Genomic DNA, 12,144 nt, shown 5'->3' with positions numbered 1-12,144 from the left:
TACAATTATGTATTTGTTTCTTTATTGTACTTCTTTCCTTCTTCTTTACGCAAATAAGATGAAAGAAACGACTCCTAATCATGGAGCCGTTTCTTTTCTTATGAATATGTTTCTTCTTTTTTCACGTTCTCCTCTATAAGTTCAGTAAGCACTTCTATAATTTCTGCATTCTCTTCTTTCGTTCCAACTGTAATACGAATACCATTCGGTAAACCAAGTGGTCCACCAGAACGAACGATGTATCCTTTTTGCAATAACCTTTCAAATACTTCATCACCTGAGAGTCCAAGATCTAAAAAGATAAAATTCGTCTGTGATGGATAATAAAATACTTGATACTTCTCACAAAAATCATAATATTGCTGTAATCCTTCATTATTCACTGTCACACACTCTTGTAAAAACGCGCGATCTTCAATAGCAGCTTGCGCAACTACCTGTGCAATTGATGACGTATTAAATGGTAATCTAGCAATTTCTAACGAACGCATTAACTTTTCATTTCCGACTGCATAACCAATGCGGAATGACGCTAATCCGTATGCTTTTGAAAATGTGCGCAATACCATAAGATTTTCATATTTCTCTAGGAATGGTAATGTTTGCGGATAATCTCGCGCTCCAGCATACTCATAGTATGCTTCATCCATAATAACAAGTGTTGTTTTCGGAACTGCCTCTAAGAATGAAAGTAATTGTTTTTCTGCTACATATGTTCCGGTCGGATTATTTGGGTTACAAATCCATACAATTCGCGTATGCTCATCAATTTGCACAAGCATTGCCTCTAAATCATGTGTACCATCTTTTAAAGGCACTTCACGTACTTCCGCTTTTTCAATTACGGCATGATGACGATATTGTGAAAATGTCGGCTTTGCCATAACAACATTTGTTCCTTCTTGTAAAAGAGCACGGCTAATCATTTGAATTACTTCATCTAAGCCGCTACCAAATAAAATTTGTTCTCCTTTTACACGAAGATGTGCTGCTAATTTTTCACGAAGAGCATACGCCCCGCCATCCGGATAGAGCGCATATTGCCCAGCTAACGATGCCAGCGCTTCATCTACACGTTTTGAACATCCAAATGGATTTTCATTTGACGCTAGTTTCACAATTTTAGATAGTCCATATTGTCTCTTTACTTCTTCAATATTTCTCCCTGGCACATACGCTTTGAGCGACAATAATTGCTCTTTTACTTTCATTCGAATTCCCCCTGTCATTTTTATAAATCGGGCCTTAGTTGTACCGCTTTCTCTAAATAGACATGCTGAATTTCATGCTGTCGTTTATTTGTCATAACCGTCATCATAACACGAATGCATTTCTCAAGAGCATCTGGTACTTCTATTTCTTGCATGCACATAACCGGTACATATGACCAGCCTTCAATACGTCTTAATGCAGCTGCTGGGAAACATGCATTTATATCTGCTGTTGTTGAAATGAGTACAGATACAATATCACTAGGCGAAATTCTATTATTCTTTGCTATTTCTTTCACTAAACGCTCTGTTGCAGTCAATATTTGTTCGCTTTCATTACAATTGACTGTAATCGCGCCGCGAATTGCGCGAATCAAATAGACTCCCCCTCTCTTTGAAATGCTTCTAAAGCCGTTCGGACGGTCTCATCTGAAATAGATACGACATCTACTACCCCAATCTCCTGCATAACAACCATACGAATTGTTCCACCGTTCGCTTTTTTGTCTTGTTTCATTACTTGAACAAGGCGGTTCACATCAAGTGTATTTGGCATACTTGGATAGCCATATGCCGTAAACCAACGCTTGATTTCCGTATATTGAAGGTCTTTTTCATATATTTGTTCACTTAAAAAGATAGCAAATAACATGCCAATCGCAACGCCATCACCATGTGTTATGTTTCCATATCCCATCTCTTTTTCAAGTGCATGCCCAAGTGTATGCCCAAAATTCAAATGAGCACGAATACCTTTTTCAGTTTCATCCTCTGCAACAATTTTTGCTTTTACTGGAATCGCACGTTGCAGTGTATAGATTAATTTATCATCTCTTAAATCAGTCAGTTGTTTCACTTCTTTACGAAGCCAATGATATAATTCTACATCCCCAATAAGCGAATGTTTAATTGCCTCCGCAAAACCAGAGCGCCATTCTTTTTCTGAAAGCGAATTTAAAAACGGAGTATGATAAATCACCGCTTCCGGCTGATGAAATGCGCCAATCATATTTTTCCCAAGTGGATGATTAATTGCCACTTTCCCTCCAACTGCACTATCATGTGCAAGTAAAGTTGTTGGTATTTGGACAAAGCGAATTCCTCTCATAAACGTTGCTGCAACAAATCCTGCTAAATCCCCAATCATTCCGCCGCCAAGCGCAAGAATAAGCGAATGACGATCTAAACCTTTTTCAAGAGCAAACGTTTGAGCAGCATAATAATTTTCAAACGATTTTTCTTTCTCACCACTTGGAACCACAAATGAAAATACGTCTTTTTCTAACTGCAAAGTATTTATCACTTCGTCTAAATGAAATGATGCTACCGTTTCATCAGAAATCAGTAAAATATTCGAAACAGCTGGTTTCATATTTTCTATAAGCGTTGCTAGTTGTGATAATGCATCATTTCCGACATACACATTATATTGTTTAGAACTTGTTTGAATCTGTATTGTCTCCATTAAAACTCCCTCGCATATTCGTTATGTTTCTTTATATTTTCACGAATTAAATCGATGCGATCCGTTCCAAATTGTTTGATTACAGCTGCTGCAAGTTCCCAAGCTACAACGGCCTCTGCTACAACACTAGCTGCTGGCACTGCACAGCTATCTGAACGTTCAATACTTGCTTGAAACACTTCTTTCGTATCAATATCTATACTTTGCAACGGTTTATACAAAGTTGGAATTGGTTTCATAACCCCGCGAACAATAACTGGCATCCCAGTCGTCATACCGCCCTCTAATCCACCTGCGTTATTTGTACGTCTTGTATACCCATGATCCTTGTCCCATAAAATCTCGTCATGAACAAGGCTTCCAGGCTTATGAGCTGCTTCAAAACCAATTCCAATCTCCACACCTTTAAATGCATTAATACTCATGATCGCAGCTGCAAGTTTTGCATCTAATTTACAGTCGTAATGCACATAACTTCCGACACCAATCGGCATCCCTTCGACAACAACTTCAACGATTCCTCCGATAGAATCCCCGTTTGCTTTCGCATCATCAATTGCTTGCATCATTTTCTTTCCTGCATCTTCATCTAAACAACGAACAGAAGATGCCTCTGTAATCGTTTGTAGTTCTTCAATAGAGGTATACGACTGCTTTTCTGCTTTTACTCCTCCAATTTCAATGACATGTCCTGCTACTTTTATCCCTAATTCTTCTAAAATACGCTTTGCAACAGCTCCAGCAGCAACACGAACCGTCGTTTCTCTAGCAGAAGATCTCTCTAATACATTTCGCATATCACGATGTCCATATTTAATTGCCCCGTTTAAATCTGCATGTCCTGGACGTGGTCGTGTAATTTGCCGTTTTATTTCTTTTGATTCTTCATCTGTTAACGGTTCTGCGCCCATAATTTTTGTCCAATGTGCAAAATCACGATTTTCGACAACAAGCGTAATGGGTGCACCAATTGTATATCCATGGCGAACACCGCTTAAAATTTGAACTTGATCTTTTTCAATTTGCATGCGGCGTCCACGTCCGTAGCCTTTTTGTCTTCTTTCTAACTCCGTATTAATATCATTTGCTACTAAAGATAAACCTGCCGGAATCCCCTCTAATATTGTCGTTAGTTGTGGTCCGTGAGATTCACCAGCTGTTATATATCGCATCGGTTACTCCCCTTTACTTCAGTATTTATGTAACACTATATCATAACCTTTATTGTTTCGTAACTATATAAGTACGAATTGAAGAAACGACCTAAAAACTCTCTTTCTTCTTAGGGAGGACGAGAGCATCTGGCCATGCATAGAAGCGGTCATGACCTTTTTCTGCCACATGCGAGGTTAAAAAAAAAGAGAAAAAACAAGTGCAAGTTCCTTTTTGTTCTGCATGGCAGTGGCTTATAAAGAAAAGCGGAAGCGGCTCGCTCAGAACAAGAGGGGGATGGAGCTTCTGACATAGAGGCGCTTTTTGCCTCGGCGGAAGACGCGAAGCCACCGACTGTTCTAGCCGCTGGAGCTGGATCATAAAGAAAAGCGGAAGCGGCTCGCTCAGAACAAGAGGGGGATGGAGCTTCTGACATAGAGGCGCTTTTTGCCTCGGCGGAAGACGCGAAGCCACCGACTGTTCTAGCCGCTGGAGCTGGATTATAAAGAAAAGCGGAGCTGACTGTTTAGGCCCCTTGGCTAAGGTTCTTTCACACAGAAGGTGCTTTTTATCTTCTCGTGTGGAAGGTTCTTAGATATGAGGGCTTAGGAGGCAGAGCTAAACAAAGATATTGAAACATCAAAATGAAATAAAAAAGCGCAAGAAGGAATGTGACCATCCTTTCTTGCGCCTTTTCCATTATAGCTACTATTTTTAAAGCGATTACAAATTATTTCAAAATAATTAGTAAATCCACTCATTCATTACTCTAGAGTACTCAATTAGCTCTTCTTTTTTAAAGAAAATACCAATTTCACGTTCTGCACTTTCAAGAGAATCTGAACCGTGAATAATATTTTTTCCAACTGTTAGTCCAAAATCACCGCGAATTGTACCAGGTGCAGCTTCACTTGGTTTTGTTTTTCCCATCATATTACGAGCTGTTTCAACAACACCTTCACCTTGCCATACCATTGCAAAAACAGGTCCAGATGTAATGAAATCTACTAATTCGCCGAAGAATGGTTTTTCTTTATGTTCAGCGTAGTGCTCTCCAGCAATCTCTGGTGTGATTTGCATAAGCTTAGCACCAACTAATTGAAAGCCCTTTCTTTCAAATCTAGCAACAACCTCCCCAATGATTGCACGCTGTACACCATCTGGTTTTACCATTAAGAACGTTTTTTCCATAATAAATCTCTCCACTTCTCATTATGTATATGATTGTATATCCCCAAACACATAGTATCACCCTTATCAGAATTGTGCAATAGTTTTGAAATGGAGAGATTATTATTTTTTTCGAAAAACATTTAAAATTTACGTTTTCCAATATACTTCGCAACATTTTGCAACGCCAGTTTTGCCTGTCCACGAGGCAACGGCTTAATAACTTCTAATGCCTTATGTAAATATCTTTCGCTAAATGCAAAAGCTCGATCAATTGCATCACTATTTTTGACTGCTTCAATAATTTCTTTCATTTCATCTGAAGACGTATTTTCATTTACGCAAACAATTCTCTCACGAAGTTTACGATCTTCCATTGCATATAAAACAGGAAGTGTGATATTACCTTGTAATAAATCTCCACCCGCTGGCTTTCCAAGCTTTTCTTCTGTGGACACAAAATCTAAAATATCATCAATAATTTGATATGACATACCGACAAAGTACCCATACCAAAACAAACGATTTACAGTATCACGGCAAGCTCCAGATGCAATTGCACCCAATTGACAGCTAGCTGCAATTAACAATGCCGTTTTCCGTTTAATACGGCGTAAATACGTTCGTAAATTTTGTCCAAAATCATACTTATCTTTAATTTGCTCAATTTCACCTTTACACACTTCAAGAATTGTATTTGATAATGCTTTATGTACTTCTGGATTTTCTAAATTTGTAATGCATTCCAGAGACTTTGCAAATAGATAGTCACCTGTATACATTGCAATGCGATCACCCCAATTGGCATTTACAGTCGCACTTCCTCTTCTTAAAAGAGCGGCATCAATTACATCATCATGCACAAGAGAAGCCATATGGATAAGCTCTAACGCAACCGCAACATGCTTAATCACATCAAGCTTATAATCGCCAAATTTCCCTGCAAGCAGAACGAAAACAGGTCGAATTCGTTTTCCACCGGCCTCAATCAATTGCAACGCTGCTTCTTCCAGCAATTGTTGCTCAGAAGCAACAACTATTTTTAGTTCTTTCTCAATTTTATCAATATCCGATCGTAAAAAAGAATACATAAGTTGTAACTTCATATCGTTCACCTTAACCTAAAACTTCTTTTCTATTTTATCCCGCTCTAACGAATAATAAGACTCCCACCTCAAAATTATAAGAAAATAAAAAAGATAAGTGGGAGATAACTTCTAGTGTGCGCCCGATTGCTGAGGGCTTTCCATCAACAAAGAATACATTCCCTCGTTTACTTCGGTTTATATCCTAAGTGCATTGCTGCTACTCCAAAAGTAAATGGCTTTACTCGCACTTGTTCTAATCCAGCTTTTTCAAACATACGAGCCAATTCTTTCATCCCTGGAAATGTACTCGCAGATTCTTGTAACCATGAATATTCTTTGTAACTTTTCGCAAATAACTTTCCAAATAACGGCATGATATATTTAAAATATATCATGTAACCTTGCCGAATTCCAATCGTTGTCGGCTGAGATGTTTCTAAACAAATGACCTTTCCACCCGGTTTTACAACACGTGTCATTTCTTTTAATACGTGCATATAATCTGGCACATTTCGGAGTCCAAATCCAATTGTGACATAATCAAACGTATTATCCTCAAATGGCAATTCCATTGCATTACCATGAAGTAATTCTACTTGATCTAATTGTAAAGCTGCCACTTTCTCTTTTCCAACAGAAAGCATATTTTTACTAAAATCTAATCCATATACTTTCCCATTAGAACCGACTGCCTCAGCAAGCCCAATCGTCCAGTCAGCCGTTCCACAACATACATCAAGCGCTATGCTGCCCGGTTGAACATCCATAATTCGCATTGTTTCTTTGCGCCATGCTTTATGTCTTTGAAAGCTAATAACCGAATTCATTACATCGTATTTATTGTATATCTTCTCAAATACGTCATGTACTCTTTCTTCTTTTGATTGTTGCATGCTTTACCCTTCTTCCAACTGTAAATTCAAAATGTTCAAGTGGCTTCTTTCAATGTGGAAAAAAACGTTTCAATCCCTGTATTATTTTGGATCAAAGTATTGATCTGACTTCTCATTTTCCTTATCAATTCACTGTATACGTTTTCTACTTTTATTTCATCATCATAAGATAAAATCTTTTGAAATGCAGCAAACACAGGTGACAATTCTTTCTTCATGTATATTTGATACTCAGTTTGCAAACGATCTATTGTTAACATGTTAGTAATTGCAGACTTTACATGCGTCACTTGAAAATGGTCACACGTTTTCTGTAAAAGAGCCGATTCAATCATTCCTACACTGTTTAACATTTCTTCTATCGTTTCATACGTTTGCTGATATAGCATAATTTTTTGTTCATTAATCTCTTTAATACCTTCTGCTAGGGCACGAATCAATGTGATATCATGATTCATTGAAAGTAAATAATAATATAATCCGCTGTAATAATCCCCTGCCAATACTGTTAATTGGCGCCGCTTATGAAACGCATCGGTCTCCTCTTTATTTGATACTTTTTCATGCGTGTCCAAAGCAATTTGTACAAGCATAATCGTTACTACGTAATGTTCAATTTCTTTTCTATGTAAGTTTGCACTTTTTAAAATGGAATATAAGAACGCTATTTTTTTTTCATCAACAACTGGTTCTTCAATATATTTTATAAAATAAGGATGGCGTAGTTTTTTATATAGCTGCTCTTTTATATCCGTAAACCCTCCGTAGATTTCACCCACAAAAATCACCCTTGTTCTCTAATTCATAAAACCTATTATAACACATTCATTCATTTTTCTATAAAAAAAAACTTGACGAAACAAACCAAAGTGAAAAATTGACCTTTCATTCACCTTATCTTGAGCATAAAATCATTACAAAGTGAAACTTCCATCAGTGGAGGTCTTGCTACTCTTAAAGTAGCGAGATAAAAAAAGAAAAGCAGTTTCCTGCTTTCCTACTAATTCGTTTTAATAAAAGATAAAATTTCCGCACGTGCTGCTGCGTCTGCTTCGAGCGTACCACGCACTGCAGTTGTTACAGTTTTTGCACCAGGTTTTTTCACACCGCGCATTGTCATACACATATGTTCCGCTTCTACAACAACCATTACACCATGCGGCTCTAACACTTCCATAATAGAATCTGCTACTGTTGATGTAATTCGTTCTTGTAGTTGTGGTCGACGTGCGACTGTATCTACTGTACGTGCCAATTTACTTAATCCAGTTACTTTTCCACCACGTGGAATATATGCAACATGAGCAACGCCATAAAATGGAACGAGATGATGCTCACACATAGAAAAGAACGGAATGTCCTTTACCAATACAAGTTCTTCATGATCTTCACCAAACACTTTATGTAAATGTTCTTTCGGATCTTCATGCATACCAGAAAATACTTCTGCATACATCTTCGCAACACGTTTTGGTGTATCTAATACGCCTTCGCGCTTTGGATTGTCCCCAATTGCTTCTAAAATAAGGCGTACTGCATGTTCGATTTGCTCTAAGTTTACATTTGCCATCCACTAGCCCTCCCGAATAAAACCTAAAAATGCTACGAACACATTCTAGCATATATATGTTTTTAAAAGCAAAAAGAAGAGTTTCCAAGTAAGGAAACTCTTCTTCCCCGTAATATGTAAGGATTATTTAACCGCATCTTTTAGCGCTTTACCAGGTTTGAATGCAGGTACTTTGCTTGCCGCGATTTCAATTTCCTCACCAGTTTGTGGGTTACGTCCTTTACGAGCCGCACGCTCACGAACTTCGAAGTTACCAAATCCGATAAGTTGTACTTTATCACCTTGCTTTAAAGCTTCTAAGATGGAATCAAAAACAGCGTCAACTGCTTTTGTTGCGTCCTTTTTAGAAAGGGAACTTGCTTCTGCAACAGCATTGATTAAATCTGTTTTGTTCATGCCATTCACCTCCTCCCAAAGATACGACTGTATAATGATCATAAAATGAGTCTTACCTTCATTTGTAGGCAATTTTTACAAATTCTATACTACAAAGATGTAGATAAATCATTATCAAGGCCTATATTATACGATTCTCCTTTATAATTCAATATTTTTAAAGAAAATGTTGCCATGAAAATACGAAAAACTGATAAAACTTGACAATCGACTATAAAGTATTAGATAATGACATTTTGTTTTTCTATGAAAAATGAAAAAAGACCCCAAAATAAGGAGTCTTTTGATTATAAAATAATTGCTATTAAACCGCCTGATCCTTCATTTATAATTCGTTCTAACGTTTCTTTTAATTTATAGCGAGCATTTTCTGGCATTAATGATAATTTTGCCTGAATTCCTTCTCGAACGATAGAGCTAAGTGACCGCCCAAAAATATCGGAATTCCAAATAGAAAGTGGATCGTCTTCAAAATCTTGCATTAAATAGCGAACAAGCTCCTCACTTTGCTTTTCCGTTCCAATAATCGGTTCAAATGTTGATTCTACATCAACTTTAATCATATGAATTGACGGGGCGACAGCTTTCAATTTCACACCAAATCGTGACCCATGACGAATAATTTCCGGTTCATCCAAGCTCATATCTGCTAGGGCTGGTGCTGCAACACCGTATCCTGTTTGTTTTACCATTTTTAGTGCATCCGCAACTTGATCATATTCCGTTTTCGCATGAGCTAAGTCGAGCATTAATTTTAACAAATGATCTCGGCCCCGAATTTCAACACCTACCACTTCTTTTAAAATTTGATCGTACAATTCATCCGGTGCATATAAATCAATCTCAGCAACACCTTGCCCCATATCAATCCCTGCAAGACTTGCACGATCGATGAATTCATATTGACTAAATTGCCATACAACGCGATCAACATCACGAAGACGTTTAATATCTTTCACTGTTTCTTGAACAGCCTCTTGATAGCTTTGACGAAGCCAGTGGTTGTCATGTAACACCATTACCCAACTTGGGAGATTTACATTTACTTCGAGAACCGGGAATTCATATAACGCCTCTCGTAATACGTTATATACATCACCTTCTCTTAATCCTTCTACACTCATTGCCAACACTGGAATATCATATTCTTCTACTAAACTTTGACGAAGTTGTTCTGTATCGGGATGATATGGCTGTACTGTATTAATGATCATAATAAATGGTTTTCCTACTTCTTTTAATTCATTTACAACCCGTCCCTCTGCTTCAATATAATCGCGGCGTGGAATTTCTCCAATTGTTCCATCAGTTGTAATAACTACCCCAATTGTAGAATGCTCTTGAATTACTTTGCGCGTTCCAATTTCCGCTGCTTCATGAAATGGAATCGGTTCTTCATACCACGGTGTATTAATCATGCGTGGCCCATTTTCATCTTCATACCCTTTCGCTCCTGGAACAGTATAGCCTACACAATCTACTAAGCGAATATTTACATCAAGCCCTTCTTCAACATGGATAGAAACCGCTTGGTTTGGAACAAACTTTGGTTCTGTCGTCATAATTGTACGCCCTGCTGCGCTTTGCGGCAGTTCATCTTGTGCGCGCTGGCGATCTGAATCATTTTCAATGTTTGGAATAACAACTAGCTCCATAAATTTCTTAATAAAAGTAGATTTCCCTGTCCGAACAGCCCCTACAACCCCAAGATAAATATCACCGCCTGTGCGCTCAGCAATATCTTTAAAAATATCAACCTTTTCCAAGTGATTCCCTCCCTCAAAATTTTTGGGAATAAATCATGATTATTCTTGTAGTTTGGACAATACAGCATATGATTTTGTCCCAATTTCATATGACTATTTTAAAAAAACTTTTTATTTGCGATGCAAATATTTCAAGAAGTAAAAAACCCTTCTTCTAGAACTTATTCGCTAAAAGAAAGGTTCATGACTTATCACTTAAAAAAAATTGGTTCTTTATTCTTCACTGTATACGGCAAAGAATATGCCGGTACAAATGGAGTATGTTTCACAAGCAACTGACGAATATCTTCTCCTTCTTTTACCTCATCACCATATTTTTGTAACATATCGTATAAATCAATACGATAATCAATATACACCTCACCTTTCTCATCAACAACAAAAGGTAAGTTTTTACCAGAATAGGGGCTTTCCACTTGAGGAATTTCTTTATATCCCATTTTAGTATAATCAAGCTCATACACACCATCTGTAATTACTTTTTTAAACGGTGGATATTGATGCTCATCACGATAGATTTTTAGTTTTAACTTTAAATCTTGAACTCGCTCAGCTATTCGAACATCGATTAATTTCACAGTGGGATTTGTTTCTACATCAACTAATACATATTGATAAATGCCTCCGCTTTCAAAAGCATTTCCAGGAGGTTCTTGCATCAGTCTAGGGGTAATTTTTTGAAAATCAATCGGATATTTTTGATAGATTGGTGTATTCATATCACGTGTTTTAATAGGCAATATATGACCATTTTGTTCTCTATATGTATTAACTGCTGTTTGCACCGCTTGTAATTGGTCTTCATATGGTATGACGTGTTGTTGCATCTTTTCTTTCGGGTATAGACACCCAGATAATATACTCGTACAACACAATACGAAAATCAGTAGCGTTTTCTTCATCAAAAATCCGTCCTTTAGTTTCTATTGTTCAATCGGTCCGCTAAATACAACAAGAAAAATAATAAGTCCTGATACAATCATACATGCATATGCAAACAAAGCTGTAAACCCTTTCAAAAATGCATTCTTTATTTTATGGCGACTTAGCAAAATGAAAACAACAGAAATAAACATAAGAACCATTGCGCCCAAAGCAAACCACATCTTTATAAGTCCAACAGACATATATACCCCCCTTTATCTTAATATATTTTTCTATTATTTTAACAAATTATAACTTTTAAACAAATAGAAATATTCCATTTATATATATACAAGTTAAAAACCCCTTTCTTTTAGGGTGGACAAGAGCATCTAGCTGCGCATAGAAACGGTCAGGGCCTTTTCCTACCACATGCAAAGTTTAAAACAAAAAGAGAAAGCAAGTAGCGGTCATGTTGTATTCTGCATAACAGCGACTTATAAAGAAAAGCGGAAGCGGCTCGCTCAGAACAAGAGGGGGATGGAGCTTCTGACATAGAGGCGCTTTTT

13 protein-coding genes are annotated in these 12,144 nt (G+C 37.3%); all 13 read right to left on the bottom strand.

Annotated features, from left to right (window positions below; translation table 11 throughout):
* Positions 1-98: 98 nt before the first annotated feature.
* The 13 genes from hisC to BM350_RS09500 all read right to left on the bottom strand — a co-directional run bounded on the left by hisC (position 99) and on the right by BM350_RS09500 (position 11,838).
* A complete protein-coding gene (gene hisC / locus BM350_RS09565; protein ID WP_090912552.1) occupies positions 99-1,211 on the bottom strand; it encodes a histidinol-phosphate transaminase in 1,113 nt (370 codons plus the stop codon).
* A gap of 20 nt (positions 1,212-1,231) precedes the next feature.
* Positions 1,232-1,588: a chorismate mutase gene (aroH, locus tag BM350_RS09560; protein ID WP_090912555.1), complete on the bottom strand. Its 357-nt coding sequence runs from the start codon at positions 1,586-1,588 to the stop codon at positions 1,232-1,234.
* The gene (gene aroB / locus BM350_RS09555; protein ID WP_090912557.1) at positions 1,585-2,676 is read right to left on the bottom strand and encodes a 3-dehydroquinate synthase; all 1,092 of its coding nucleotides are present in this window, start codon (positions 2,674-2,676) and stop codon (positions 1,585-1,587) included. The genes aroH and aroB overlap by 4 nt, the downstream gene beginning before the upstream one ends.
* Complete coding sequence (gene aroC, locus BM350_RS09550) at positions 2,676-3,848, bottom strand: chorismate synthase (protein WP_090912559.1); 1,173 nt, start codon at positions 3,846-3,848, stop codon at positions 2,676-2,678. Before aroC ends, aroB begins: the two co-directional genes overlap by 1 nt.
* Positions 3,849-4,572: 724 nt before the next feature.
* Positions 4,573-5,019, bottom strand: coding sequence for a nucleoside-diphosphate kinase (gene ndk, locus BM350_RS09540; RefSeq protein ID WP_090912563.1), 447 nt, complete (start codon positions 5,017-5,019; stop codon positions 4,573-4,575).
* 122 nt (positions 5,020-5,141) lie between these two features.
* A complete protein-coding gene (gene hepT / locus BM350_RS09535) occupies positions 5,142-6,104 on the bottom strand; it encodes a heptaprenyl diphosphate synthase component II (RefSeq protein WP_090912566.1) in 963 nt (320 codons plus the stop codon).
* A 167-nt stretch (positions 6,105-6,271) separates the two neighbouring features.
* Entirely contained in the window at positions 6,272-6,979 is a 708-nt protein-coding gene (locus tag BM350_RS09530; protein WP_090912568.1) for a demethylmenaquinone methyltransferase, read from the bottom strand.
* Positions 6,980-7,014: 35 nt separating this feature from the next.
* Entirely contained in the window at positions 7,015-7,758 is a 744-nt protein-coding gene (locus BM350_RS09525; protein WP_090912570.1) for a heptaprenyl diphosphate synthase component 1, read from the bottom strand.
* A 221-nt stretch (positions 7,759-7,979) separates the two neighbouring features.
* Complete coding sequence (folE, locus tag BM350_RS09520) at positions 7,980-8,549, bottom strand: GTP cyclohydrolase I FolE (RefSeq protein WP_090912572.1); 570 nt, start codon at positions 8,547-8,549, stop codon at positions 7,980-7,982.
* A gap of 123 nt (positions 8,550-8,672) precedes the next feature.
* On the bottom strand, positions 8,673-8,945 hold the full coding sequence (locus BM350_RS09515; RefSeq protein WP_001043860.1) for an HU family DNA-binding protein: 273 nt from the start codon (positions 8,943-8,945) through the stop codon (positions 8,673-8,675).
* Between the two features lie 287 nt (positions 8,946-9,232).
* Positions 9,233-10,711 (bottom strand): stage IV sporulation protein A, encoded by a 1,479-nt coding sequence (gene spoIVA / locus BM350_RS09510; protein WP_090912574.1) that lies wholly within the window; start codon positions 10,709-10,711, stop codon positions 9,233-9,235.
* Between the two features lie 191 nt (positions 10,712-10,902).
* Positions 10,903-11,613, bottom strand: coding sequence for a hypothetical protein (locus tag BM350_RS09505; RefSeq protein WP_090912576.1), 711 nt, complete (start codon positions 11,611-11,613; stop codon positions 10,903-10,905).
* Between the two features lie 21 nt (positions 11,614-11,634).
* Positions 11,635-11,838, bottom strand: a complete 204-nt coding sequence (locus BM350_RS09500; RefSeq protein WP_090912578.1) for a DUF2768 domain-containing protein — start codon at positions 11,836-11,838, stop codon at positions 11,635-11,637.
* Positions 11,839-12,144 lie beyond the last annotated feature (306 nt).

The organism is Bacillus sp. 103mf (assembly GCF_900116295.1).
Classification (GTDB): domain Bacteria; phylum Bacillota; class Bacilli; order Bacillales; family Bacillaceae_G; genus Bacillus_A; species Bacillus_A bruguierae.
Note: the sequence above shows the minus strand (reverse complement) of the source record. Positions and strands in the feature narration are given on the sequence as shown.

Coding starts and splice junctions, on each gene's coding strand:
- aroB (WP_090912557.1), bottom strand. CDS start 2,676: ATGGAGACAATACAGATTCAAACAAGTTCTAAACAATATAATGTGTAT.
- BM350_RS09505 (WP_090912576.1), bottom strand. CDS start 11,613: ATGAAGAAAACGCTACTGATTTTCGTATTGTGTTGTACGAGTATATTA.
- hisC (WP_090912552.1), bottom strand. CDS start 1,211: ATGAAAGTAAAAGAGCAATTATTGTCGCTCAAAGCGTATGTGCCAGGG.
- folE (WP_090912572.1), bottom strand. CDS start 8,549: ATGGCAAATGTAAACTTAGAGCAAATCGAACATGCAGTACGCCTTATT.
- BM350_RS09515 (WP_001043860.1), bottom strand. CDS start 8,945: ATGAACAAAACAGATTTAATCAATGCTGTTGCAGAAGCAAGTTCCCTT.
- aroC (WP_090912559.1), bottom strand. CDS start 3,848: ATGCGATATATAACAGCTGGTGAATCTCACGGACCACAACTAACGACA.
- BM350_RS09500 (WP_090912578.1), bottom strand. CDS start 11,838: ATGTCTGTTGGACTTATAAAGATGTGGTTTGCTTTGGGCGCAATGGTT.
- BM350_RS09530 (WP_090912568.1), bottom strand. CDS start 6,979: ATGCAACAATCAAAAGAAGAAAGAGTACATGACGTATTTGAGAAGATA.
- ndk (WP_090912563.1), bottom strand. CDS start 5,019: ATGGAAAAAACGTTCTTAATGGTAAAACCAGATGGTGTACAGCGTGCA.
- hepT (WP_090912566.1), bottom strand. CDS start 6,104: ATGAAGTTACAACTTATGTATTCTTTTTTACGATCGGATATTGATAAA.